This is a genomic window from Pseudomonas azadiae (assembly GCF_019145355.1).
GTDB classification, from domain to species: domain Bacteria; phylum Pseudomonadota; class Gammaproteobacteria; order Pseudomonadales; family Pseudomonadaceae; genus Aquipseudomonas; species Aquipseudomonas azadiae.
The window spans coordinates 2,913,901-2,938,117 of sequence record NZ_JAHSTY010000001.1 but is presented as its reverse complement, the minus strand read 5'-3'; the positions used below and the strand labels follow the sequence as shown (position 1 = coordinate 2,938,117).

The 24,217-nt window shown below is 60.5% G+C and carries 21 protein-coding genes; 10 read left to right on the top strand and 11 right to left on the bottom strand.

Going from position 1 to position 24,217, the window contains the following annotated elements; all coding sequences use genetic code 11:
- Nucleotides 1-6: 6 nt before the first annotated feature.
- The 3 genes from KVG91_RS13390 to KVG91_RS13380 form a co-directional block, all read right to left on the bottom strand.
- On the bottom strand, nt 7-564 hold the full coding sequence (locus KVG91_RS13390) for an L-threonylcarbamoyladenylate synthase (RefSeq protein WP_169375247.1): 558 nt from the start codon (nt 562-564) through the stop codon (nt 7-9).
- A 54-nt stretch (nt 565-618) separates the two neighbouring features.
- Nucleotides 619-1,713 carry a DNA-processing protein DprA gene (gene dprA, locus KVG91_RS13385; protein ID WP_169375248.1) on the bottom strand — a complete coding sequence of 365 codons (1,095 nt, stop codon included), beginning with the start codon at nt 1,711-1,713 and terminating at the stop codon, nt 619-621.
- Between the two features lie 63 nt (nt 1,714-1,776).
- On the bottom strand, nt 1,777-2,553 hold the full coding sequence (locus KVG91_RS13380; protein ID WP_169375249.1) for a peptidoglycan-binding protein: 777 nt from the start codon (nt 2,551-2,553) through the stop codon (nt 1,777-1,779).
- A gap of 135 nt (nt 2,554-2,688) precedes the next feature.
- Here KVG91_RS13380 and def point away from each other — a divergent pair, with 135 nt between their 5' ends.
- From def to KVG91_RS13355, 5 genes are all read left to right on the top strand, one after another.
- Nucleotides 2,689-3,195 (top strand): peptide deformylase, encoded by a 507-nt coding sequence (gene def / locus KVG91_RS13375; protein ID WP_169375250.1) that lies wholly within the window; start codon nt 2,689-2,691, stop codon nt 3,193-3,195.
- A gap of 69 nt (nt 3,196-3,264) precedes the next feature.
- Complete coding sequence (gene fmt, locus KVG91_RS13370) at nt 3,265-4,218, top strand: methionyl-tRNA formyltransferase (RefSeq protein WP_169375251.1); 954 nt, start codon at nt 3,265-3,267, stop codon at nt 4,216-4,218.
- On the top strand, nt 4,215-5,525 hold the full coding sequence (gene rsmB, locus KVG91_RS13365; protein WP_169375252.1) for a 16S rRNA (cytosine(967)-C(5))-methyltransferase RsmB: 1,311 nt from the start codon (nt 4,215-4,217) through the stop codon (nt 5,523-5,525). The genes fmt and rsmB overlap by 4 nt, the downstream gene beginning before the upstream one ends.
- A 22-nt stretch (nt 5,526-5,547) precedes the next feature.
- Nucleotides 5,548-6,921, top strand: coding sequence for a Trk system potassium transporter TrkA (gene trkA / locus KVG91_RS13360; RefSeq protein WP_169375253.1), 1,374 nt, complete (start codon nt 5,548-5,550; stop codon nt 6,919-6,921).
- A gap of 18 nt (nt 6,922-6,939) precedes the next feature.
- Nucleotides 6,940-7,251 carry a hypothetical protein gene (locus KVG91_RS13355; RefSeq protein WP_169375254.1) on the top strand — a complete coding sequence of 104 codons (312 nt, stop codon included), beginning with the start codon at nt 6,940-6,942 and terminating at the stop codon, nt 7,249-7,251.
- Between the two features lie 131 nt (nt 7,252-7,382).
- On the opposite strand, the gene KVG91_RS13350 is transcribed toward KVG91_RS13355, so the two are convergent.
- Together KVG91_RS13350 and KVG91_RS13345 are read right to left on the bottom strand one after the other, a co-directional pair.
- The gene (locus KVG91_RS13350) at nt 7,383-8,270 is read right to left on the bottom strand and encodes a lysophospholipid acyltransferase (RefSeq protein ID WP_169375255.1); all 888 of its coding nucleotides are present in this window, start codon (nt 8,268-8,270) and stop codon (nt 7,383-7,385) included.
- Between the two features lie 40 nt (nt 8,271-8,310).
- The gene (locus KVG91_RS13345; RefSeq protein WP_169375256.1) at nt 8,311-8,868 is read right to left on the bottom strand and encodes a DNA-3-methyladenine glycosylase I; all 558 of its coding nucleotides are present in this window, start codon (nt 8,866-8,868) and stop codon (nt 8,311-8,313) included.
- An 81-nt stretch (nt 8,869-8,949) separates the two neighbouring features.
- Between KVG91_RS13345 and glyQ the strand changes: the two genes are divergently transcribed.
- The 4 genes from glyQ to KVG91_RS13325 all read left to right on the top strand — a co-directional run bounded on the left by glyQ (nt 8,950) and on the right by KVG91_RS13325 (nt 13,346).
- Nucleotides 8,950-9,903 (top strand): glycine--tRNA ligase subunit alpha, encoded by a 954-nt coding sequence (gene glyQ / locus KVG91_RS13340; RefSeq protein WP_003187265.1) that lies wholly within the window; start codon nt 8,950-8,952, stop codon nt 9,901-9,903.
- Nucleotides 9,900-11,954 (top strand): glycine--tRNA ligase subunit beta, encoded by a 2,055-nt coding sequence (gene glyS / locus KVG91_RS13335; RefSeq protein ID WP_169375257.1) that lies wholly within the window; start codon nt 9,900-9,902, stop codon nt 11,952-11,954. The genes glyQ and glyS overlap by 4 nt, the downstream gene beginning before the upstream one ends.
- A 2-nt stretch (nt 11,955-11,956) precedes the next feature.
- Nucleotides 11,957-12,493: a D-glycero-beta-D-manno-heptose 1,7-bisphosphate 7-phosphatase gene (gene gmhB, locus KVG91_RS13330; protein WP_169375258.1), complete on the top strand. Its 537-nt coding sequence runs from the start codon at nt 11,957-11,959 to the stop codon at nt 12,491-12,493.
- Nucleotides 12,494-12,575: 82 nt separating this feature from the next.
- Nucleotides 12,576-13,346 carry a lysophospholipid acyltransferase family protein gene (locus tag KVG91_RS13325; RefSeq protein ID WP_169375259.1) on the top strand — a complete coding sequence of 257 codons (771 nt, stop codon included), beginning with the start codon at nt 12,576-12,578 and terminating at the stop codon, nt 13,344-13,346.
- Between the two features lie 183 nt (nt 13,347-13,529).
- On the opposite strand, the gene KVG91_RS13320 is transcribed toward KVG91_RS13325, so the two are convergent.
- Complete coding sequence (locus KVG91_RS13320; RefSeq protein WP_169375260.1) at nt 13,530-15,809, bottom strand: CHASE2 domain-containing protein; 2,280 nt, start codon at nt 15,807-15,809, stop codon at nt 13,530-13,532.
- A gap of 3 nt (nt 15,810-15,812) precedes the next feature.
- Nucleotides 15,813-16,745: a FecR family protein gene (locus KVG91_RS13315; RefSeq protein WP_169375261.1), complete on the bottom strand. Its 933-nt coding sequence runs from the start codon at nt 16,743-16,745 to the stop codon at nt 15,813-15,815.
- Between the two features lie 283 nt (nt 16,746-17,028).
- Between KVG91_RS13315 and KVG91_RS13310 the strand changes: the two genes are divergently transcribed.
- Nucleotides 17,029-17,751 (top strand): response regulator transcription factor, encoded by a 723-nt coding sequence (locus tag KVG91_RS13310; RefSeq protein ID WP_169375262.1) that lies wholly within the window; start codon nt 17,029-17,031, stop codon nt 17,749-17,751.
- A 105-nt stretch (nt 17,752-17,856) separates the two neighbouring features.
- On the opposite strand, the gene gyrB is transcribed toward KVG91_RS13310, so the two are convergent.
- Genes gyrB through dnaA form a run of 4 tightly spaced genes read right to left on the bottom strand, consistent with a single transcriptional unit; the run spans nt 17,857 to nt 24,056 of the window.
- Nucleotides 17,857-20,274: a DNA topoisomerase (ATP-hydrolyzing) subunit B gene (gene gyrB, locus KVG91_RS13305; protein WP_169375263.1), complete on the bottom strand. Its 2,418-nt coding sequence runs from the start codon at nt 20,272-20,274 to the stop codon at nt 17,857-17,859.
- A 4-nt stretch (nt 20,275-20,278) separates the two neighbouring features.
- On the bottom strand, nt 20,279-21,382 hold the full coding sequence (recF, locus tag KVG91_RS13300; RefSeq protein ID WP_169375264.1) for a DNA replication/repair protein RecF: 1,104 nt from the start codon (nt 21,380-21,382) through the stop codon (nt 20,279-20,281).
- Between the two features lie 20 nt (nt 21,383-21,402).
- The gene (gene dnaN / locus KVG91_RS13295; RefSeq protein ID WP_169375265.1) at nt 21,403-22,506 is read right to left on the bottom strand and encodes a DNA polymerase III subunit beta; all 1,104 of its coding nucleotides are present in this window, start codon (nt 22,504-22,506) and stop codon (nt 21,403-21,405) included.
- A gap of 38 nt (nt 22,507-22,544) precedes the next feature.
- The gene (dnaA, locus tag KVG91_RS13290; RefSeq protein ID WP_169375266.1) at nt 22,545-24,056 is read right to left on the bottom strand and encodes a chromosomal replication initiator protein DnaA; all 1,512 of its coding nucleotides are present in this window, start codon (nt 24,054-24,056) and stop codon (nt 22,545-22,547) included.
- Nucleotides 24,057-24,217: the final 161 nt, after the last annotated feature.

The following is a 24,217-nucleotide window of genomic DNA, read 5'->3' as shown; positions in this document are numbered from 1 at the left end:
GCGGTCTCAGGAAGGCCGCACCACCTCGCCTGTCACCAAATCTCGGATCAGGCTGGGGTTCTTGCGCCCACCCAGGGCGCCACCCAACACCCGATCCACCTGGCCACGGAAATACTGCTCCACGCGAATCCGCGTTCGCGCGGCCGGGCGCCCCTGTGGGTTGGCCGACGTGGAAATCAACGGCCCCACCAGCGAGCACAAGTCACGTACCAGCGGATGGTCCGTCACTCGCAGCGCCACGGTGTCATGCACGCCCGTCACCCATTCCGGCAATAGATCCTGATGGGGGACGAGCCAGGTATTCGGCCCTGGCCAAGTGCTGGCCATGCGGTCGATCCAATCCTGTGGGAAGTCTTCGAACAGAAAGTCGAACTGGCGGATGTTGTCCGCCACCAGGATCAAGCCCTTGTCCACCGAGCGGTTCTTGATCGCGAGCAAACGGTCCACCGCGGCCTCGTTCCATGGGTCGCAGCCCAAGCCCCAAACCGCCTCGGTTGGATAGGCAATCACCGCGCCTGCGCGAATTTCTCGTGCGGTTTCCAGCACACGCCACCGGTTGACCATGGTTGATTCTCCAGATTAAAGCTCTGCGCAGTTTACCGATCTTCTTTACAAAACCTAGCAGCGCGCAAGCCAGCGCCCACTTTCGCAGATGACCTGGCCCTCCAGTTCAAGCTCGGTGAGCGTCGCCAGCACCTGCGACAATGGCCACCCGCTGGCAATCGCCAGGGCTTCACTGGTATGGGGCGCTGCGTGCAGCAGCGCCACCAACGGATGGGTAACAGGCATCGGCGCCGGACGAGACAGCGCTTGCCAGCCACGCAAGCCTTCCAGGATGTGCTCGATGGTCTCTACCAATACCGCGCCGTCGCGGATCAACTGGTGGCAGCCCTTGGCGCCGGGATGATGGATGGAACCTGGGATGGCATACACCTCACGCCCTTGCTCCGCCGCCAGTTTCGCAGTGATCAGCGAACCACTGGCCATGCTGGCCTCCACCACCAGTACGCCAAGGGACAAACCACTGATGATCCGGTTGCGCCTGGGGAAGTTGCCGGCCTGGGGCGGCGCGTCCAGCGGAAACTCGGAAACCACGGCGCTGCCTTGGTCGATCATCGCCTCCGCCAGCCGTCTGTGGCGTTGTGGATAAAAATTTTCGAGCCCGGTGCCGAGTACGCCGACCGTCTGGCCACCTACGTCCAATGCCGCTTGGTGCGCTGCGCCGTCGATGCCTAACGCCAGGCCACTGGTGATGACGAAACCGGCGCTCGCCAAACTGCGGGAAAAGGCTGCCGCCGTGTCCATGCCGGGACGCGATGCACGGCGGCTGCCGACCATCGCCAACTGCGGTTTTTCCAGGATCGAAGGGTCGCCCGCGACGAATAACAGCGGTGGCGCATCATCAATCTGGGCGAGCAGTGCGGGGTACTCCGGCTGGTCCCACATCAGCAATTGCTGGGCCGGGCGCTCCAGCCAGGCCAATGCCGCACTGGCGCCGTCGCGCACTTCAATACTGCGCCGGGCATCGGCGCTGGTGGCGGGCAACCCAAGCGAACGCCACGCGCTGGCTGGCGCGCTGATGGCTTTGGACGCAGAACCGAATGCTTCGATCAGTAAGCGAAAACGCTTCGGACCCAGCTCCGGCAGCCGGTGCAAGCGCAGCCGGGCTTCCAGTTCGCACGGGGATATTAGGTGGCTCTTTATCGGGGGCATATGATCATCCTTGACCGCAACAAGCTGTGGATAACTCTGTTGGTAACTTATTTAGCAGGCTATTTATTCCGGGTGACGGGCCGTCTCGAAACGGTCGGCCACGGCCAGCGGGCGCGAGGCCTTAAGGACCAGGCCGTAACTGAGCTTTTCGTAGGTGCGAAACACCAGCAGGGTGCCCGCGCGTTCGTCGGGCAGTTTCGTGGCTGCGCCGGTGAGGCCATCGCGCACCGTGGCGCCGGTCTTGATCACACTTAGCAGTTGACCTTCCACCAAACCGTCCCGGCGGCCCTTGTTCAGGGTCACGGCATCCAGCACACCGATCTGGGTCACGCCCTTCGGGACATCGATGATGTGCCCATCGACGAACGGCGCCGCTGGCGGCACCGCAAGGCTTGCCGAGTCGACGGCAGACTGCGCGCGTAAAAGGCGGTCACCGGGACGCACCTCTTGGGTCATCCGCTGTACGGCCAGGGTCGTGAGGTCGCCGGCGGTGATAAAGCGGGCAGTGCCGATGTCGTCGGCATTGATGCCCAGCAGCTCCTGGGTCTGAGGATCGGTGTAGGCCTTGCCTCGTCGGAATATTCCGTAATCGGGTTGGGAAGGGTCCAAGTCACCCCTGGCATACACCCGCTCGCCATGGGCGCCGAGTACTCGCCCGGCATCGGCGGCGACGATGTACGGCGCGTTATCCAGGTCCTGGGGTGAGTCGAGAATGCGGTTATGCAGTAAAAAGCGCTGGATAGCCTGTTGCGTCGGCTGATCCAGGCGCTGGACGGGCTGGGGCAGCAGGGCCGTGGCGAACGGGGCCCACAACAGCAAGACGAGTAGCGATTTCCTCATGGGGTCAATCTCCTTTATTATGTGCGTTCGCGTGAAATGCCTTGGCCTTTGCGGCCTTCAAGGGTTTCACACCGGTCGTGTGGGTCCATCCCAACGCCGATTTGCCTCTACCTCACATGTGCAGCAATTACGCTTATGGCTATTTTGAACATCCTCGAATTTCCCGACTCGCGCCTGCGCACGATCGCCAAGCCGGTGGCCGTAGTGGACGACAAGGTTCGTCAGTTGGTCGATGACATGTTTGAAACAATGTATGAAGCCCCGGGCATCGGCCTCGCCGCGACCCAGGTCAACGTGCATCAGCGCATCGTGGTCATGGACCTGTCGGAAGATCGCAGCGAACCGCGGGTATTCATCAATCCTGAGTTCGAACCCCTGACCGACGAGATGGGCGAATACCAGGAAGGCTGCCTCTCCGTGCCCGAGTTCTACGAGAACGTCGAACGCCCGCTGCGCGTGAAGATCAAGGCCCTGGACCGCGACGGCAAGCCGTTCGAGCAGATTGCCGAAGGCCTGCTGGCGGTGTGCATCCAGCATGAATGCGACCACCTCAACGGCAAGCTGTTTGTCGATTACCTGTCCACGCTCAAGCGCGACCGGATCAAGAAGAAGCTGGAAAAAAAGCATCGCCAGCAAGCTTGATGCCCTTCTTCCAAAGGCTTGCCGCGGCAAGCCTTTTTCTTTTGTGACTGTTTTTAACCGAGACCTCCCATGACCGAGCCACTGCGCATAGTTTTTGCCGGCACTCCCGAATTTGCCGCCGAACATCTGAAGGCTTTGCTTGCCAGCCCTTATGACATCGTCGCGGTGTACACCCAGCCGGATCGCCCGGCCGGTCGCGGGCAAAAACTGATGCCGAGCCCGGTCAAGCAACTGGCGCTGGAACACAACATTCCCGTGCTGCAACCGCCGACCTTGCGCAACCCCGACGCCCAGGCTGAACTCACCGCGCTGAAACCGGACCTGCTGGTGGTGGTGGCCTACGGCTTGATCCTGCCGCAAGCGGTGCTGGATATTCCGCGCCTGGGTTGCATCAACAGCCATGCTTCGCTGCTGCCACGCTGGCGCGGTGCGGCGCCCATCCAGCGCGCCGTCGAAGCGGGCGACCGAGAAAGCGGCGTAACGGTGATGCGCATGGAAGCGGGCCTGGACACCGGCCAGATGCTGCTCAAAGTCACCACCCCGGTTACCGCCGCAGACACCGGTGGCAGCCTGCACGACCGCCTTGCCGAGCTGGGCCCTCCCGCCGTGCTCCAGGCCATCGCCGGGCTCGCCGCCGGCACCCTGGAAGGCGAAGTGCAGGACGACAGCCTGGCCACCTACGCCCACAAGCTGAACAAAGACGAAGCGCGCATCGACTGGCGCCGCCCGGCCGTGGAGCTGGAACGCCTGGTCCGTGCCTTCAACCCATGGCCAATCTGCCACAGCACCCTCAACGGCGAAGCCTTGAAAGTGCTGGCCGCGACCCTGGCCGACGGCAAAGGCACTCCGGGTGAAATCATTGGCGCCAGCAAGGACGGCCTATTGGTCGCTTGCGGCGAACAGGCGCTGTGCCTGACCCGCGTGCAATTGCCCGGTGGCAAGGCGCTTAACTTCAGCGATTTGTTCAACAGCCGTCGTGAGAAATTTGCCCTGGGCACGGTCCTTGGCGTGGTGGCCCCATGAACCCACGTCTGGCCGCCGCCAAGGCGCTCGCCGCCGTGCTCAACGGCAAGGCTTCGCTGAACAGTTCCCTGCCCACGCAACTGGATAAGGTCGAGGACCGCGATCGCGGGTTCACCCAGGACCTGGCCTTTGGCACCGCCCGCTGGCAGCCACGGTTGTCAGCGCTGGCGGCCAAGTTGCTGCAGAAGCCGTTCAAGGCGGCCGATGCCGATGTCGAGGCGTTGCTGCTGGTGGGTCTTTATCAGTTGCTCTATACCCGCGTGCCCGCTCACGCCGCTATCGGCGAGACCGTCGGTTGCGCCGACAAGCTGAAAAAGCCCTGGGCCAAAGCGCTGCTCAACGCCGTACTGCGCCGCGCCCAGCGCGAAAGCGAAGGGCTGCTGGCCGAGCTGGAACATGACCCGGTGGTGCGCACTGCTCACCCGCGCTGGCTGCAAAAGTCCTTGAAGGCGTTCTGGCCAGAGCAATGGGAAGCCATTTGCGCGGCCAACAATGCGCACCCGCCGATGATCCTGCGGGTCAACCGCCGCCATCACCGTCGTGACGCCTACTTGCAATTGCTCGCCGACGCCGGCATCAACGCCACGCCCTGCGTGTACAGCATCGACGGCATCGTGCTTGAAGTGGCCACTGACGTGCGCAGCCTGCCGGGCTTTGCCGAGGGTTGGATCAGCGTGCAGGACGAAGCCGCGCAACTGGCGGCCGACCTGCTCGATCTTGCGCCCGGCCAACGTGTGCTCGACGCCTGCTGCGCGCCGGGCGGTAAGACCTGCCACATCCTGGAAGTCGAAAAAGACCTGGCCGGTGTCGTCGCTGTCGATCTGGAAGCCAAGCGCCTGGTGCGCGTGCGGGAAAACCTCGCACGCCTGGGCCTGAGCGCCGAGCTGATCGCCGCCGACGGGCGCGACACCGCCGCCTGGTGGGACGGCAAACCGTTCCAGCGCATCCTGCTCGACGCGCCATGCTCGGCCACTGGAGTGATCCGTCGCCACCCGGACATCAAGCTTACCCGCCAACCCGACGACATCGCTGCCCTGGCCGCACTGCAAGGCGAGCTGCTCGATGCGCTGTGGCCGACCCTGGAAGTCGGCGGCATCCTGCTCTACGCCACGTGCTCCACCTTGCCGACGGAAAACACCGAGGTGATCAAGGCCTTCCTCGCCCGCACCAGCGGCGCCCGGGAGCTGGACCTCGCCACTACCGCCGGCATCAAGCAGCCCCACGGTCGCCAGTTGCTGGCGCAAGAAGGCGGACACGATGGCTTCTACTACGCCAAACTGATCAAGATCGCCGCCGTGCGCGGCTGAACAGGTTTAAGGGAGTGACCGGATGAAAATCATCATCCTTGGAGCAGGGCAGGTCGGTGGCACATTGGCCGAACATCTGGCCAGCGAAGCCAACGACATCACCGTGGTCGATACCGATGCCGAACGCCTGCGCAACCTTGGCGACCGTCTCGACATCCGCACCGTACAAGGCCGCGCCTCGTTCCCGACGGTACTGCGCCAGGCCGGTGCCGACGACGCCGACATGCTGGTGGCCGTGACCAACAGCGACGAAACCAACATGGTCGCCTGCCAGGTCGCCCACACCCTGTTCCACACCCCGACCAAAATCGCGCGGGTGCGCGAAGCGGCCTACCTGACCCGCGCCGGGCTATTCGACAACGACGCGATTCCGGTGGACGTACTGATCAGCCCGGAACAAGTGGTGACTCACTACATCAAGCGCCTGATCGAAATCCCGGGCGCCTTGCAGGTTATCGACTTTGCCGGCGGCAAGGCGCAACTGGTCGCGGTGAAGGCCTATTACGGCGGCCCGCTGGTCGGCCAGCAACTGCGGCAGTTGCGCGAGCACATGCCCAATGTGGAAACCCGCGTGGCGGCGATTTTCCGGCGTGACCGTCCGATCCTGCCTCAGGGCGATACGGTGATCGAGGCCGACGACGAAGTGTTTTTCATCGCCGCCAAGGCGAATATTCGTGCGGTCATGAGCGAAATGCGCCGCCTCGACGAAACCTACAAGCGCATCGTCATCGCGGGCGGCGGGCAGATCGGCGAGCGTTTGGCCGAGGCCATCGAGAGCCGCTACCAGGTGAAGATCATCGAGATGAGCCCGACACGCTGCCGACATTTGTCCGACACCCTGGACAGCACCGTCGTACTGCAAGGCAGCGCCTCGGACCGCGACCTGCTGATGGAAGAAAACATCGCCGACGCCGATATCTTCCTGGCGCTGACCAACGATGACGAAGCCAACATCATGTCTTCCTTGCTGGCCAAGCGGCTGGGGGCGAAGAAAGTGATGACCATCATCAATAACCCGGCTTATGTCGACCTGATCCAAGGCGGCGATATCGACATCGCCATCAGCCCGCAGCTGGCGACCATTGGCACCTTGCTGGCCCACGTGCGCCGTGGTGATATCGTCAGCGTGCACTCCCTGCGCCGGGGCGCGGCGGAAGCCATCGAGGCGATCGCCCACGGTGACTCGAAGTCGAGCAAGGTGATCGGCAAGGCCATCCGCGATATCGGCTTGCCGCCGGGCACCACCATTGGCGCGATCATTCGTGATGAAGAGGTGATCATTGCCCACGACGACACGGTGATCGCCACAGGTGACCATGTGATCCTGTTCCTGGTGGATAAAAAACATATCCGCGATGTGGAGAAGTTGTTCCACGTGGGCTTGAGCTTTTTCTGATCAAACGGAGTGACCGGCATGCTCGAATCCCTGGAAAAGATGCTCGCAAAGGGCGTGGATAACGCATTGCTGCGTTTTGGTTTGGGCAAGGGCTATCTGGACGTGAAGGACTACGCCAGGGCGGCGGAGCATTTGCACAAGTGTGTCGAGTTCGACCCGATGTATTCGGCGGCGTGGAAGTTGCTGGGCAAGGCGCAACTTGGATTGGGTGATCAGCCAGCAGCGCGCCATACGTGGGAGAGGGGCATCGAAGCCGCCCAGGCCCATGGCGACAAACAGGCTGAAAAAGAGATGACTGTGTTCCTGAAAAAACTCGACCGCCAAGCCTGAGGTGATCCCCTGTGGGAGCTGGCTTGCCTGCGATGCAGCCACCTTGGTGTTTCAGAGACACCGAGGTGATGCTATCGCAGGCAAGCCAGCTCCCACATTCGATCTCCATTGGGCTGGAGGTCAGCGGTGAATCAGTACCACCGCTCTTCACCCGGCGGGCGTTTCTTGAAGCGCTTCATGCTCCACATGTACTGGCTCGGGTAGGCGCCGACATAACGTTCCACCACCTTGCTCATCGCCGCGCACGACGTGGCGGTGTCGGTGCTGTACATGTCTTCCGGCGCCGCTTCCAGGATCACTTTGTAACCCGAACCGTCCGGCAGCCGCAGGGCATGCAGGAACACGCCAACGGCCTTGTGGCCCGCGAGCATGTTCGGCACGAACTTGCTGGTCAGCGCCTGGGTGGCGAAGAACGGCACGAAGATGCCGGCGGATTCGGCCGGCTCCGGGTCCGCCGGAATCCCTACTTGGCCACCCTTGCGCACTTCCTTGATCACACTGAGGATGCCTTCCTTGGTCGACGCCGCCACGCGGTTACCCAGCTGTACGCGCTGCTTGCGCAGCAATTCATCCACCGCCTTGAGCTTGGGCGGGCGGTAGAAAATGATCGGTTTGCACTGGCTGCAATAGAAGTGGTTCAACACCTCCCAGTTGCCCAGGTGGCTGGTGATCCCGACCACGCCTTTGCCTGACGCCAGGGCCTGGTGCAACACTTCAAGGCCTTCGACTTCGCGCACCAGATCGATCGAGCGCTGGGCCGGCCAGATCCAGGCGCAGGCGCTTTCGGTCAACGACTTGCCAATGTCCATCAGGCTGCGGCCGACCAACGCTTCGCGCTCGGCGGGGTCCATGTCGGGGAAACACTTGGAGAGGTTGATCCGCACCGTGTCGCGGGAGCGGTTGGGGGTTTTCCACATGATCCAGCCGATCGCCGTGCCGACCGCCTGGACAGCGCGCCAGGGCAGCAGGGCAAATAACCGGAGAGCGCCTACCAGCAAGGCGCCTTTAAACTTTTCCACAGGTCACTCCTGATCGTGTGTGGTGCGCAAGGCCGGCATTCTAACCGGCGTTGACCAGATCCGCGTAACGGTCGCAGTCCTGAGTGTGGTCCATGACCATGCCCGAGGCCTGCATGAAGGCATAGCAAATGGTCGGCCCGACAAAGGTGAAACCGGCTTTTTTCAGCGCGCGACTCATGGCTTCGGCTTCGGGCGTAATGGCCGGCACTTCGCTGCGGTCCTTGAAATGATTGACCTTGGGCTTGCCTCCGACGAACGACCAGAGCAAACCCACCGGGTCCTCCAGCGCCAGCCAGGCGGCGGCGTTGCGCCGGGTCGCGTTGAGCTTCAGACGATTGCGCACGATGCCCGGGTCCAGCATCAACGCGTCAATCTCGTTATCGCTCAACCGCGCCAGGCGCTGTGCATCAAAGCCGAACAGGACCTTTCGATAATGCTCGCGCTTGCGTAAAACGGTGATCCAGGAAAGGCCCGCCTGGAACCCTTCGAGCAAAAGCAACTCGAACAAGCCCTGCGCATCGCGCAGCGGCGTTCCCCACTCCTGATCGTGATAAGCCATGTACAGCGGATCTTCAGAACACCAAAAGCAGCGTGGCATAAGGCTCCAGGGGATGGTGGCGCGGCCGAATCGGGTATACTCCCGCTCTTTAAATCGCAGCCCAAGTAACAGGTGAATTTCGTGAGCCAGCCTACGCCAGCCGTGCGTACCTTCCAAGACTTGATCCTCGCCCTCCAGCAATACTGGGCCGAGCAAGGTTGTGTGGTACTTCAGCCCTACGATATGGAAGTAGGCGCCGGCACTTTCCACACCGCTACCTTCCTGCGGGCCATCGGCCCGGAAACCTGGAACGCCGCTTATGTGCAGCCCAGTCGTCGCCCGACTGACGGCCGCTACGGCGAGAACCCGAACCGTCTGCAGCACTACTACCAGTTCCAGGTAGTCCTGAAGCCGAACCCGGACAACTTCCAGGAACTGTACCTGGGCTCGCTCAAGCATGTGGGCCTGGACCCGCTGGTGCACGACATCCGTTTCGTCGAAGACAATTGGGAATCGCCAACCCTGGGCGCCTGGGGCCTGGGCTGGGAAGTCTGGCTCAATGGCATGGAAGTGACCCAATTCACGTACTTCCAGCAAGCGGGCGGCATCGAGTGCTACCCGGTGACCGGCGAAATCACCTACGGCCTCGAGCGCCTGGCCATGTACCTGCAGGGCGTGGACTCGGTCTACGACCTGGTGTGGGCTGACGGCCCGTTCGGCAAAGTCACCTACGGCGACGTGTTCCACCAGAACGAAGTGGAACAGTCCACCTACAACTTCGAACACGCCAACGTCGACAAACTGTTCGAACTGTTCGACTTCTATGAGAGCGAAGCCAAGCGTCTGATCGAACTTGACCAGCCGCTGCCGTTGCCAAGCTATGAAATGGTGTTGAAGGCGTCCCACACCTTCAACCTGCTGGATGCGCGCCGTGCCATCTCGGTCACCGCGCGCCAGCAATACATTCTGCGTGTACGCACCCTGGCGCGCTCCGTCGCCCAAGCCTACTTGCTGGCGCGTGCCAAGCTGGGCTTCCCGATGGCAACCCCGGACCTGCGTGATGAAGTACTGGCCAAGCTGGAGGCTGCACAATGAGTGCTCAAGATTTTTTGGTTGAACTGGGCACCGAAGAGCTGCCACCCAAGGCACTCAACACCCTGGCCGATGCGTTCCTGGCCGGCATCGAAAAGGGCCTGCACAGTGCCGGCCTGAAGTTCGAAGCGAAGAAAGTCTACGCCGCGCCGCGCCGCCTGGCCGTGCTGCTGACCGCGCTGGAAACCCAGCAGCCGGACCGCAGCATCAACCTCGACGGCCCGCCGCGCCAGGCCGCATTCGACGCCGAAGGCAACCCGACCCAGGCTGCCCTCGGCTTTGCCAAAAAGTGCGGCGTTGAGCTGAGCGAAATTGACCAGAGCGGCCCGAAACTGCGTTTCAGCCAGGTCATCACCGGCAAGCCGACCGCCAGCCTGTTGCCAACCATTGTCGAAGATTCCCTCAACGACCTGCCGATTCCCAAGCGCATGCGCTGGGGCGCGCGCAAGGAAGAGTTCGTACGCCCAACCCAATGGCTGGTGATGCTGCTCGGTGACCAGGTTATCGACTGCACCATCCTGGCCCAGAAGGCTGGCCGTGACTCCCGTGGTCACCGCTTCCATCACCCGCACGCGGTGCGCATCACTTCGCCGGCCAACTATGCCGCCGACCTGCGCGCCGCTTACGTGCTGGCTGACGCCAATGAGCGTCGCGAGCTGATCAGCAAGCGCACCGAGGAGCTGGCCCGCCTCCAGGAAGGCACCGCCATCGTGCCGCCAAGCCTGCTCGACGAAGTGACCGCGCTGGTTGAATGGCCGGTGCCGCTGGTGTGCGCCTTCGAAGAGCGATTCCTCGACGTGCCGCAAGAAGCGCTGATCACCACCATGCAGGACAACCAGAAATACTTCTGCTTGCTGGACGCCGACGGCAAGTTGCTGCCGCGTTTCATCACGGTGGCCAACATCGACAGCAAAGACCCGCAGCAGATCGTCGCCGGTAACGAGAAAGTCGTGCGCCCGCGCCTGACCGATGCGGAGTTTTTCTTCAAGCAAGACAAGAAGCAGAAGCTCGAAGAGTTCAACCTGCGCCTGCAGAACGTGGTGTTCCAGGAAAAACTCGGCAGCGTCTACGACAAGGCCGTACGTGTTTCCAAACTGGCTGCCTACATTGCGCCACGCATTGGCGGTGATGCCGCCCTGGCTGCGCGTGCAGGTTTGCTGTCCAAGTGCGACCTGGCCACCGAGATGGTCGGCGAATTCCCGGAGATGCAAGGCGTTGCCGGCTACTACTACGCCCTCAACGATGGCGAACCGAACGACGTAGCCCTGGCGCTGAACGAGCAGTACATGCCGCGCGGTGCAGGTGCCGAACTGCCGACCACCCTGACCGGTGCCGCCGTGGCCATCGCCGACAAGCTGGATACCCTCGTGGGGATCTTCGGCATCGGGATGTTGCCAACCGGCAGCAAAGATCCGTACGCCCTGCGCCGTGCGGCCCTGGGTGTGCTACGTATCCTGATCGACAAGAAGCTGGACCTCGACCTGACCCAGGCCGTGGTGTTCGCGGTCGGCCAGTTCGGTGCCAAGGTCAAGCAAGCGGGCCTGGCCGAGCAAGTGCTGGAGTTCGTATTCGACCGCCTGCGTGCGCGTTACGAAGACGAAGGCGTGGACGTTTCGGTGTACCTGTCGGTACGTGCCCTGCAGCCGGGTTCGGCGTTGGACTTCGACCAGCGCGTACAAGCGGTGCAGGCCTTCCGCCAATTGCCGGAAGCCGACGCACTGGCCGCCGTGAACAAGCGCGTATCGAACCTGCTGAGCAAGGCCGAAGGCCTGGGCAACGCAGACGTCGATCCAGGCCTGTTTGCCGATGCCAAGGAGTTCTCGCTGAACTCGGCCATCGCCAAAGCTGAAAACGCGGTGAAGCCGCTGATCGCCGAACGCAACTACGCCGAAGCATTGGCGCGCCTGGCCACCCTGCGCGAGCCGGTGGATGCGTTCTTCGAAGCCGTGATGATCAATGCCGACGATGCCGGCGTGCGTAGAAACCGCTACGCCATGCTCGCGCGCCTGCGTGGCTTGTTCGTCAATATCGCTGACATATCGACGCTGAGCTGAGCATGCTGAAACTGCTGATTCTCGATCGGGACGGGGTGATCAATTACGACTCCGACGCTTACATCAAGTCGATGGCGGAATGGATTCCGTTGCCCGGTTCGATCGAGGCCATCGCGCAGTTGAGCAAGGCGGGCTGGACGGTGGCCATCGCCACCAACCAGTCCGGCATCGCCCGTGGCTACTACGACATCGCAACCCTGGACGCCATGCACGCGCGCATGCGCACGTTGGTGGCCGAGCAGGGCGGTGAAGTCGGGCTGGTGGTGTATTGCCCTCACGGGCCGGATGACGGCTGCGATTGCCGCAAACCCAAGCCAGGCATGCTGAAAATCATTGCAGAACATTACAAGGTGCCCTTGGCTGGGATATGGTTCGTCGGGGACAGCCTCGGTGACCTGGAGGCGGCCAAAGCCGTCGACTGTCAGCCAGTTTTGGTTAAGACCGGGAAAGGCGAAAAGACCCAGGTGAAAAACCTGCCGGTAGGCACCTTGATTTTTGACGATCTGGCGGCTGTTGCCGCAGAACTTATCAACAACTAGCCGCCCTCGACTTCCTGACCAAGGATTGTTCGGGAGTGCGCTTTTAACAGGCGGGCCTTGTCCCGCAACGGTAAATGCCGCCATGTCGATTTTGCAGGCCATCAGAACCTTTTTCTTTTACCTGCTGCTGGGCACCAGTTCCTTTCTCTGGTGCACCCTGAGCTTTTTTATTGCGCCGTTCCTGCCGTTCAAGGCGCGCTATCGCTTTATCAACGTCTATTGGTGCCGCTGCGCGTTGTGGCTGTCCAAGGTATTCCTGGGTATTCGCTTCGAGATCAAGGGCGCGGAAAACGTCCCGAAGCAACCCTGCGTCATTCTGTCGAACCACCAGAGCACCTGGGAGACGTTCTTTTTGTCGGCGTACTTCTCGCCGTTGAGCCAGGTGCTCAAGCGTGAGTTGCTGTACGTGCCGTTCTTCGGCTGGGCCATGGCGATGTTGCGTCCGATCGCCATCGACCGTGATAACCCCAAGGCAGCGCTCAAGCACGTCGCCAAGAAGGGCGACGAGCTGCTCAAGGACGGCGTTTGGGTGCTGATCTTCCCCGAGGGCACGCGGGTTCCTTACGGCACGGTGGGCAAGTTCTCACGCGGCGGTACCGCCCTGGCAGTCAACGCCAACTTGCCGGTGCTGCCGATTGCCCACAATGCCGGCAAGTTCTGGCCAAAGACCGGCTGGGCGAAACGCGCGGGTACCATCACAGTGGTGATTGGCGAACCCATGTACGCCGAAGGGGAAGGACCCCGCGCAATTGCAGCGCTGAATGACCGTGCCCAGGCATGGAATCAAGCGCAGCAGCGGGCCATGGGTTCGTTGCCGCCGGAGCCGGTCGTGGTCGACACGCCGGTGATTTGAGGATCTGTGGATAACCTGTGCACGGTATGTTGGCGAATCGCCTTTTTTGCTGCATAAGAAGCTGATTTACATACATATTTCCAGAGGTCATAAAATTACGAAAAAGGTGCATAAGTTTTTTACGGGATGACAAAAACCGGTCCTTGCGACCGGTTTTTCATGCACAGCACAAACGTCGGTTTTTCACTCTTCCAGTACGGGCAGCTGCAGGCTGAAGGTGGTGCCTTTACCCACCACGCTCGCGCAACCGATGCGGCCACCGTGACGCTCTATCACGGCCTTGACCATGCTCAGCCCCAATCCCAAACCTTCACTGCCTTGAGCTGAATCGAAGCGACGGTATTGACTGAACAGTTCCGGCAGGTCCGCCGCGGCAATCCCCGGCCCCTGGTCACTGATACGACATTCCAGCCAACCCTGCGCCGTGCTGTGCCTCAACCTGACGGTCGTCCCTGAAGACGAATACTTGATGGCGTTCTCCAGCACATTGAATAGCGCCCGGGTGAGCAGTGACTGATCGGCCGACACCATGCCCTCGTCGGCTTCATCCAAATCATGAACCAGATGAATCCCCTTGAGCTGGGCGAGCACTGCCACTTGGTCGAAGGCGTCCATCACCAACATGGCGAACAAGGTCGGCTGGAACTGATAACCGTCGGCCTCCGCCTTCGCCAACTGGACGAACGATTCGGTGAGGCCCAGGGCACGCCGCACTTGCTGCTCGATTTGAGCGAATACCGGGGAATCGCCGTCATGCACGTCCAGCAGGGCCAGGATTGCCGAGTGCGGCGCCCGCAGGTCATGGGAGAGAAACCGCAACATCGTCTCGCGATGTTGCTGGGCTTCGCGCTCTTTACTTAGATCCGTCAGGCTCAGCAGCCAGCCGAGCGCGACGTCGCCTTCGGCTGGCAACAAGGGCGCCAACTCCATGCGCAGACTGCGCTTGTGGATATCCCGGAACTCGACCAGCTCCAGCACCGAGAGGGCAGGGCGCACGCCGTTGTGCAGCGGCGGGTAGCCCAAATCTGCCAGTTGCTCCAGCAGGTTTTCGTTGACCAGGACGTTGCCGAACACTTCCCGCGCAATACGATTGGCCAGCAGGATATTGCCCCTGGGGTCGGTGATCAGCGTCGCGACCGGCAGGCACTCCAGGCCGTCGGCCATGAAGCGGCGGGTATCGCGCGTGCGGCTGACCGCTTGCTCCAAGGCAAATATACGCGCCTGCAACACATCGCCCTTGCTGGCAGGTGCGCGGCGGCGCTCGGGCAGGACCTTGGGCTCGTTATCCAGGCGCGCCAGCTCCCAGCCGAAATAGGCGAGGATCACACTGAGGCGACGCCAGTTCCAGATCAGGTAACTGAGCAGCAGACCGATCAGGCAGGCCGCAGGCGACCACCAGTGGCCCAGGCGTAACAGCGCCAACGAACCGAGCAACGCGGCAGCCATGCAGCCCAGCGTCATCCACAGCGCATAACGAGGGCGGTAGAGCAGCAGGCCCAGCAGCAATGCGACCAGTGAAGTCGCCATCAGCGCCGCAAGCCAGCCCGGCAGATCAACAATGCTGCGCCCTTGCAGCAAGCCATTGAGCACGTTGGCCTGGATCTCCACACCCGCAGTGGTGCCGGCTTTGGAGGAGAGCGGCGTGACAAACCGATCGCCCATCCCGGAAGCCGTCGACCCGACTAAAATCAGGCGGCCGCGTAGCTGCGCGCGGGGGACCTCGCCGCGCAGTACGCTGACGTAAGACACACTCGGGAAATGGGTATGCGGCGCGATAAACGGGATACGAATAGCGTGCTCTCGATGCCAGTGCTGGGCAGTTGATTGCAGGGGCTCGCCTGGCATTTGGGATAACTCGCCGCTCATCTCGTAGGCCAGCCAGGCCAGTTGCGCCGCCGTCGCATCGGGCGGGCCTTCGCGCAGATACAGGCTGCGAACCACGCCGTCATTGTCCGCTTCCACGTTGATATGGCCCACGCCTTTGGCGCATTTGAGCAACGGCATCATCTGCGCGGCGGGTTGGCTGTAGTCCGCAGCGCCTTCTCGCACCAATGGCATCAGCACATTGCCCGCGTTGCAGACCGCTTCGGCCAAGCGTTTGTCATTGGCGGCGTCGCCAGGCTCACTGAAGATGACATCGAACAGAATGCTTGCCGGTTGCCCAGCGCTCAGGCGGTCTATCAGGTCAGCGTGCAGGCTACGCGGCCACGGCCACTGGCCAAGTTTTTTCAGGCTCGGATCGTCAATGGTCACCAACAGGATACGTGGATCCACCGGCAACGGGGTGAGACGGCGCAGGCTGTCATACAACGGATTGTTCAGGGCCAGGCCAGGGCTCAACGACAGGTACGCAGTGATGGGCAGTAACAGTAGACCGATCCACAGCCACTCCCGCACCAGGCCGTGGAACAGACGTTGGGCATGAGTGGGTTGACGTTTCTCGGCCTTGCCCCAAAGCATCATCGGTCAGCGCGCCTGGGCAACGGGTGGATGATAGAAGATGTCATAGACCCCGGTTTCTCCCTCAAGGCCGTTCTCGTCGTATGCCGACAAGCGTACGTGATAGAACGAGGCTTTGAGCCCAGTGAAGCTCATTTTCGGCGCGCTGGAAAAGTTTTCCTGCTTGATATCCATAAAGGCTTTATCGGCCGCGACCTGCGCACGGTATCGCCGCGCGCCGGGCAAAGGCCGCAGGTACAAATTCCAGATGGGCGCATCGCCTTGTTGGCCGTCCTGCCCCACAAGTTTCGGCGCTGCAAGCAACGTCACGGGTTTCAGGTCGCCCTGTTTCTTGAAGAGCAGACCTTGCCGGGCGTCAACCTTGACCTCACTTGCGGCTGGCTTGGCCTTCATCCCGCGATTAACGGCTACCTGACCGTCGAGCACTTCAAGCACCGATTGCTCAGCGTCGTTGCGCACTCGAAAGTGCGTGCCCCTTACGCCCAGCACCCCAACCGGCGTCACGATCTGGAAGCGGTCATGGTCACTGACGCGCTTGATCACGTAAGCCTCGACTTGGCCCTGTTCGATTACAACTTGGGGAATCGACAGCGTCTTCTCCATCTGCAATCGCACCTGGGAGCTGGAAGGCAACACCACCCGGGATCCATCACCCAGTAACAGGCTGACAAACGCGGACGCCGAGGTCTTTACGCCTTCGTGTTCATCGATGGTCATGCCATCGCGCAAGGAAGTTACGGTGCCCTTTCTATCGATTTTCCACGCTTCTCCGGTGAGATGCTGGACCACCGCAGGCAAAGGCTGCGCCCTGCACGAGGAGTCGGCATCGATATAGGGTGAGCGGACGTTGGCGGCAGCACCCGCAGCGCCGGCCACCATGATCAACAACAAGGGGAGGGCGCGGCACAAGCAGTTGCGGGAAAGAGTCATGGTGCTCATCAAGGTTGGGAAGAGGACATCTGGTATCAGCACGCGAGAGTTTACGGCAGCGCATGCGTCGTTTGATCCTTTTCCTTAGGGCCGGGAGCCGGTATCTTTCCCACATCGCTATCGAGCATTTTCAGTGGGTTAACCGCTCATTATTCTCAGCGTAACGAGAGATCCAAGGGGCCGACGGATCTGAGCACAATTCTTCAGATTCAACAGCTGGCATCTGCGCAGTGCGTGCCCATAACGAAACCGGCGACGGCTGCCGTACTCTTCAAAAAGGAAGGACCCACCCATGCGTGTCGCAATACTGGATGACGAACCCGCGGAACTGCGCCGGGTGGAACAGACACTGCGACAAATCCCCAGCACCGCCGAACAGCCCTGGACCCTGCATTGCTTCGAGCGCGGCGAAGACCTGCTGCGCCAACTGCGCCGGGAAACCTTCGACCTGTTGATACTCGACTGGCAACTGCCCGATATCACTGGCATCGCCCTGCTGCGCTGGACCCGCGAACATATGGAGTCTCCCCCCGCCGTCATCATGCTCACCAGCCGTGACGCCGAGAGCGATATTGTCACGGCACTCAACAGCGGTGCCGACGATTACGTTAGCAAGCCCTTTCGTCCTAACGAATTGAAAGCACGGGTCACGGCGGTCCTGCGTCGACATGGCCTGCAGAAGTCAGCTACTCAGGAAGTACAGAGCTTCAATGACCTGACCTTTGACGATGCTGAACTGACCGTCACCCGTGCAGGTAAACCGATCAATCTCACCGAGCGTGAATACCGCCTGGCCAGCTGCTTGTTTGCCAACCTGGCTCGGCCGCTGTCCCGCGAATATCTTTACGAGCGGTTCTGGACCCACGAAGAAATGGTCTCGTCACGCCCGCTGGATACGCATATTTACCGGCTGCGCAACAAGCTGGGGCTGACTGCGGATCGAGGTTGGCAGTTGTTGACGATCTATGGGTATGGGTATCGGTTGGAGAGCGTGGCGACCGCGTCTCAAGGCTGAAAAAGCTGATGTTCCACGTGGAGCATTTTAAAGAGCGCTGATTTTCTCAATAAAAAAGGCCAACGCTAAGCGTTGGCCTTTTTCATTTACCGCGTTCTATCTGGATCAGAAGTCCAGGTTAGAAACCGCCAGGGCGTTGCTCTCGATGAAGTCACGGCGAGGTTCGACCGCATCACCCATGAGGGTGTTGAAGATCTGGTCTGCGCCAATGGCGTCTTCGATGGTCACGCGCAGCATGCGACGTTGGGCTGGGTCCATGGTGGTTTCCCACAACTGATCCGGGTTCATCTCACCCAGACCTTTGTATCGCTGGATGGTATGACGCTTGGTGCTTTCCGCCATCAACCAGTCAAGGGCTTCCTTGAACTCCTTGACCTGCTTCTTGCGCTCGCCACGCTGGATATAAGCGCCGTCGTCCAGCAGGGTGCTTAGCTGAGCGCCCAGGGTAACCACAGTCTTGTAGTCATTGCTGCCAAAGAAGTCGCGGTTGAAGGTAACGTAGTTCGACAGGCCGTGGGAGATGAGTTCGACCTCAGGCAGCCACACGTTACGTTCACGGTCTTCGCGCAAGCTGGCTTTGTAGACCAGGCCGGATTTTTCCGAAGTGCGCAGGCGAACTTCGTATTGCGCCAACCAATTCTGCATATGGGCATGATCGCCCAGCTGTTCGAGGCTGACAGACGGCAGGTAGATGAAGTGCTCGGTCAGCTCCTGAGGGTACAGGCGCGACAGGCGCTTCAGCGTTTTCATGACCATGCGGAAATCGTTAACCAAACGCTCCAACGCTTCACCGGAAATACCCGGGGCTTCGTCGTTCAAGTGCAGGCTGGCATCTTCCAGGGCCGACTGCGTCATGTACTCTTCCATGGCGTCGTCGTCTTTGATGTATTGCTCTTGCTTGCCCTTTTTCACTTTGTACAACGGCGGCTGGGCGATGTAGATGTAGCCACGCTCGATCAACTCCGGCAACTGACGGAAGAAGAACGTCAGCAGCAGCGTACGGATGTGCGAACCGTCGACGTCAGCATCGGTCATGATGATGATGTTGTGGTAGCGCAGTTTGTCGATGTTGTACTCATCACGGCCAATACCGCAGCCCAGCGCCGTGATCAAGGTGCCGACTTCCTGGGAGGAAATCATCTTGTCGAAGCGCGCCTTCTCGACGTTGAGGATCTTGCCCTTCAACGGCAGGATGGCCTGGGTGCGACGGTTACGACCCTGCTTGGCGGAACCGCCAGCAGAGTCACCTTCCACCAAGTACAGTTCGGAGAGGGCAGGGTCCTTCTCCTGGCAGTCAGCCAGTTTGCCGGGCAGGCCGGCGATATCCAGCGCGCCTTTACGGCGAGTCATCTCACGGGCTTTACGCGCTGCTTCACGGGCTCGTGCGGCGTCGATCATCTTGCCGACGACCAGCTTGGCTTCGTTCGGGTTTTCCAGCAGGAAGTCGGAGAAGTACTTGCCCATCTCCTGTTCCACTGCGGTCTTCACTTCGGAAGATACCAGCTTGTCTTTGGTCTGGGAGCTGAACTTCGGATCCGGTACTTTTACCGAGATGATCGCCGTGAGGCCTTCGCGCGCGTCGTCACCGGTAGTGGCGACCTTATGCTTCTTGGCCAAGCCTTCGGCTTCGATATAGGTATTCAGGTTACGCGTCAGTGCAGAACGGAAACCCACCAAGTGGGTGCCGCCGTCGCGCTGTGGAATGTTGTTGGTGAAGCACAACAGGTTCTCGTTGAAGCTGTCGTTCCACTGCAGGGCGATTTCCACGCCAATGCCGTCTTCACGCTGGATGTTGAAGTGGAACACCTGGTTGACCGCAGTCTTGTTGGTGTTCAGGTACTCAACGAATGCACGCAAGCCACCTTCGTATTTGAACAGCTCTTCCTTGCCGCTGCGCTCATCCTTGAGGACGATACCGACACCGGAGTTGAGGAACGAGAGTTCACGAATACGCTTGGCCAGGATGTCCCAGCTGAAGTGGATATTCTTGAAGGTTTGATCGGACGGCTTGAAGTGGATCTGCGTACCGGTGGTTTCACTGTCGCCGACGATCTTCATCGGTTCCTGTGGAACGCCGTGGACGTAGGTCTGCTCCCAGATTTTGCCGCTACGGCGAACAGTCAGGATCAGCTCTTCGGAGAGCGCGTTCACTACCGACACACCTACGCCATGCAAACCACCGGAAACTTTGTAGGAGTTATCGTCGAACTTACCGCCAGCGTGAAGCACGGTCATGATGACCTCTGCCGCCGACACGCCTTCTTCTTTGTGTACGTCTACCGGAATACCGCGACCGTTGTCGCGTACGGTAATCGACTCATCCGGATGGATGATGATGCTGATATCGTCGCAGTGACCGGCCAGGGCTTCGTCGATGGAGTTGTCGACCACCTCGAACACCATGTGGTGCAGACCGCTACCGTCATCAGTGTCGCCAATGTACATACCGGGACGTTTGCGTACGGCATCCAAACCTTTCAGCACTTTAATGCTGGTCGAGTCGTACGTGTTTTCTTCGCTCATGCCTTCACTCCCGATGGTCGTGGGTCTGGGTGATACGGCCTTGTTCCACGTGGAACAAAGCGACTGGCGTTTCCGTCTGCCAGCCTTCCCTCAATAATTCGTGGTCTACACAGGTGATGAACACCTGGCAGCGTAATTCTTCCAACAAGCGGCATAGCGCGCGGCGATGTTGCTCGTCGAGTTCGGACGGCAGGTCATCCACCAGATAAATACATTGTCCGCGCCGGGCCTGGCTAACCAAGTGGCCCTGGGCGATCCGCAGTGCACACACCACCAACTTCTGCTGGCCACGGGACAAGATGTCCGCAGCATTATGAGCGCCTAACCTAAGGCGCAAATCAGCTCGTTGGGGACCTGCCTGGGTATGGCCGATTTGCTGATCCCGCTGCAAGGACGTCGCGAGCACTGCGCTGAGCTCGCGCTCTTTGTCCCAACCACGGTAATAACTCAGCGTCAGCCCCTCAAGCTCCAACAACTCGCTCAAGGTCTGCTCAAAGACTGGTTTCAAGGCTTTGATATAGGCACGGCGGTACTCATCTATTTCATCGCTGGCCAGGCACAGTTCACGGTCCCAGGCCGCCTGCGAAGCGGCGTCAAGTGTACCATGCCGCAGCCATGAGTTCCGCTGCCGCAGGGCCTTCTGCAGGCGCTGCCAAGTGGCCATGAACCGTGGTTCCACGTGGAACACGCCCCAATCGAGAAATTGCCTGCGGATTTTCGGTGCGCCTTCCAGCAGACGAAAGCTGTCGGGGTTGATCAACTGCAGTGGCAAGATTTCCGCCAACTGCGCTGCACTGCGAGCATTTTGCCCGTCAATGCGAATTTGGAACTCTCCGCCGCGATCGCGTGAGATCCCCAGGCTACTGTGACCGCCTTCCGCGAGTTCGACTTGGCCGAACACCGTACACGCCAATTGCTCGTACTGGATAACCGGTAACAAGCGAGCACTTCGAAAGGAACGGGCAAGCCCCAGCAGGTTGATGGCTTCCAGCACGCTGGTTTTGCCACTGCCGTTGGCGCCGTAGAGGATATTGATGCGAGGGGAGGGAGAGAAGGTCACCGGGTGCAGATTGCGCACCGCGGTGACCGAGACACGACTAAGGGACATCTAGCTTCTGCTGAGCATGATTACAGGCGCATCGGCATAACAACGTAAGCCGAGTCGTCGTTGTCGGATTCCTGCACCAGGGCGCTGCTGTTGGAGTCCGACAGAATCAGGCGAACCTGTTCGGTGGTCATCACACCCAGCACATCCAGCAAGTAGCTCACGTTGAAGCCGATTTCCAGAGAGCCGCCGTTGTAGTCGACGCCCACTTCTTCTTCTGCCTCTTCCTGCTCCGGGTTGTTGGCCTGGATTTTCAGCTGCCCGTTGGCCAGTTGCAGACGGATACCACGGTACTTTTCGTTGGACAGAATCGCGGTACGGCTGAACGCTTCACGCAGCGCCTGACGATCACCGACCACCAGCTTGTCTCCACCCTTGGGCAGTACACGCTCGTAATCCGGGAACTTACCGTCGACCAACTTCGAGGTGAAGGTGAACTCACCGGTAGTCGCGCGAATATGATGCTGACCCAACACGATGCTGACGTTGCCTTCCGGCTCAGTGAGCAGGCGCGCCAGTTCGAGAATACCCTTGCGCGGCACGATCACCTGGTGACGGTCCGGCTGGCCGATATCGGCGCGCATCGAGCACATGGCCAGACGGTGACCGTCGGTGGCCACGGCGCGGATAATGCCTTCCGAAACTTCCAGCAGCATGCCGTTGAGGTAGTAACGCACGTCCTGCTGCGCCATGGCAAAGCTGGTGCGCTCGATCAAACGACGCAGCTTGCTCTGCTCCAGGCTGCACGTCAGCGAACCCGGGCCTTCTTCCACCGTAGGGAAATCGTTGGCCGGCAAAGTAGACAGGGTAAAGCGGCTGCGACCAGCCTTGACCACCAACTTCGCCTCATCAACCTTGATGTCGATCAGCGCATCGTTCGGCAGACTTTTGCAGATGTCCATCAGCTTGCGTGCCGGCACGGTGATCTCGCCAGGTTCGGCGGGCTCTTCCAATTGCACACGGCCAACCAGCTCGACTTCCAGGTCGGTACCCGTCAGGGACAACTGCTGGCCTTCTACCACCAGCAGTACGTTAGAGAGCACCGGCAAGGTCTGTCGGCGCTCGACGACGCCTGCGACCAGTTGCAGGGGTTTCAACAGGGCTTCGCGTTGAATGGTGAAATGCATGGTCTAGTCCCTTGCCTTAATAAGCTGCGCTGGTGTCATCACGTTGTCAGTGTACGCAGCAGGTTCTTGTAGTCCTCGCGAATATCCGCGTCGGATTCCTTAAGTTCATTGATCTTGCGGCAGGCGTGCAAAACCGTGGTGTGATCGCGACCGCCGAACACATCGCCGATTTCCGGCAGGCTGTGGTTGGTCAGCTCCTTGGAGAGCGCCATGGCTACCTGACGGGGACGTGCCACCGAGCGCGAACGGCGCTTGGACAGCAGGTCGGAAATCTTGATCTTGTAGTACTCGGCCACGGTGCGCTGGATGTTGTCCACGCTCACCAGTTTGTCCTGCAGCGCCAGCAGGTCTTTCAGGGACTCGCGAATCAACTCGATGGTGATGTCGCGGCCCATGAAGTGCGAGTGCGCAATGACCCGCTTGAGCGCCCCCTCCAGCTCACGCACGTTGGAGCGAATGCGTTGAGCGATGAAGAAAGCAGCATCGTGGGGCAGATCGACTTTGGCCTGGTCGGCTTTTTTCATCAGGATCGCAACGCGGGTCTCGAGTTCCGGTGGCTCTACCGCAACGGTCAGGCCCCAGCCAAAGCGCGACTTCAAGCGTTCTTCCAGGCCTTCGATTTCCTTCGGGTAGCGGTCACTGGTCAAGATGACCTGTTGGCCGCCTTCGAGCAGGGCGTTGAAGGTGTGGAAAAACTCTTCCTGCGAACGTTCCTTGCGGGCGAAGAACTGGATGTCATCGATGAGCAACGCGTCAACCGAGCGGTAGAACCGTTTGAACTCGTTGATGGCATTGAGCTGCAGGGCCTTGACCATGTCAGCCACGAAACGCTCCGAGTGCAGGTACACCACCTTGGCATTCGGGTTCTTCTTTAACAGATGGTTGCCCACCGCGTGCATCAAGTGGGTCTTACCCAAGCCTACGCCACCATAAAGGAAGAGCGGGTTGTAACCGTGCTTGGGGTTATCGGCGACCTGCCAGGCGGCTGCGCGAGCCAACTGGTTGGATTTACCTTCGACGAAGTTCTCGAACGTAAACGTGCGGTTCAGGTAGCTGGTGTGCTTGAGAGCGCCTTCGACCTGCACGGTGCGCTGTTCAGCGCGAACCGGCGCTTGCTGGGAGGCGGCGCCTGCCATGGGGTCGAAGCTGTCGCGAGACGGCTCTTCATGTTGCGGCGCGTTTTTTTGCGCCGAGGATTTCGAAGGCGCGGGCGCGGCGGCAGTCGCAGTGGCGACCGGTGCCGCCTGGGCCTGCGAGGCCGCGGCGGCCAACGGCGCGTTAGGCGCAGCGCGAGGCGCGGAGCTACGTTTGCTGCCTATTAATAAGGAGAGCACGGGGGCGAGACCGTTGCCGTGCTCATCGAGCAATTCGAGAACGCGGCTCAGGTACTTCTCGTTGACCCAGTCGAGAACAAAACGATTGGGTGCGTAGACACGCAACTCGTCGCCTTCGGCTTCGACCTGTAGTGGACGGATCCAGGTGTTGAATTGCTGGGCAGGCAGCTCATCGCGCAAAAGCTCCACGCACTGCTGCCAAAGTTCCACTGACACGGATATCCCCTAAGTTGAAAGCCGGTGAGGCAAAAACAGCCGCCATTGTAGCGGCGCGCCGTCCACTTATCCACATGTAGCTTGATCACAGGCCAGCCAAAATCAACCTCTTGACGGTAATAAAGTCGACCGGTGGTCTGTGCATAAGCTCTGTGGATAAG

Bases quoted from the DNA above. Each gene is read 5' to 3' on its own strand.
- KVG91_RS13380 (WP_169375249.1), bottom strand. From the start codon at position 2,553: ATGAGGAAATCGCTACTCGTCTTGCTGTTGTGGGCCCCGTTCGCCACG.
- recF (WP_169375264.1), bottom strand. From the start codon at position 21,382: ATGTCCCTTAGTCGTGTCTCGGTCACCGCGGTGCGCAATCTGCACCCG.
- dprA (WP_169375248.1), bottom strand. From the start codon at position 1,713: ATGCCCCCGATAAAGAGCCACCTAATATCCCCGTGCGAACTGGAAGCC.
- KVG91_RS13355 (WP_169375254.1), top strand. From the start codon at position 6,940: ATGCTCGAATCCCTGGAAAAGATGCTCGCAAAGGGCGTGGATAACGCA.
- gyrB (WP_169375263.1), bottom strand. From the start codon at position 20,274: ATGAGCGAAGAAAACACGTACGACTCGACCAGCATTAAAGTGCTGAAA.
- KVG91_RS13320 (WP_169375260.1), bottom strand. From the start codon at position 15,809: ATGATGCTTTGGGGCAAGGCCGAGAAACGTCAACCCACTCATGCCCAA.
- trkA (WP_169375253.1), top strand. From the start codon at position 5,548: ATGAAAATCATCATCCTTGGAGCAGGGCAGGTCGGTGGCACATTGGCC.
- fmt (WP_169375251.1), top strand. From the start codon at position 3,265: ATGACCGAGCCACTGCGCATAGTTTTTGCCGGCACTCCCGAATTTGCC.
- dnaN (WP_169375265.1), bottom strand. From the start codon at position 22,506: ATGCATTTCACCATTCAACGCGAAGCCCTGTTGAAACCCCTGCAACTG.
- KVG91_RS13390 (WP_169375247.1), bottom strand. From the start codon at position 564: ATGGTCAACCGGTGGCGTGTGCTGGAAACCGCACGAGAAATTCGCGCA.
- glyS (WP_169375257.1), top strand. From the start codon at position 9,900: ATGAGTGCTCAAGATTTTTTGGTTGAACTGGGCACCGAAGAGCTGCCA.
- KVG91_RS13345 (WP_169375256.1), bottom strand. From the start codon at position 8,868: ATGCCACGCTGCTTTTGGTGTTCTGAAGATCCGCTGTACATGGCTTAT.
- gmhB (WP_169375258.1), top strand. From the start codon at position 11,957: ATGCTGAAACTGCTGATTCTCGATCGGGACGGGGTGATCAATTACGAC.
- def (WP_169375250.1), top strand. From the start codon at position 2,689: ATGGCTATTTTGAACATCCTCGAATTTCCCGACTCGCGCCTGCGCACG.
- rsmB (WP_169375252.1), top strand. From the start codon at position 4,215: ATGAACCCACGTCTGGCCGCCGCCAAGGCGCTCGCCGCCGTGCTCAAC.
- KVG91_RS13315 (WP_169375261.1), bottom strand. From the start codon at position 16,745: ATGAGCACCATGACTCTTTCCCGCAACTGCTTGTGCCGCGCCCTCCCC.
- KVG91_RS13325 (WP_169375259.1), top strand. From the start codon at position 12,576: ATGTCGATTTTGCAGGCCATCAGAACCTTTTTCTTTTACCTGCTGCTG.
- KVG91_RS13310 (WP_169375262.1), top strand. From the start codon at position 17,029: ATGCGTGTCGCAATACTGGATGACGAACCCGCGGAACTGCGCCGGGTG.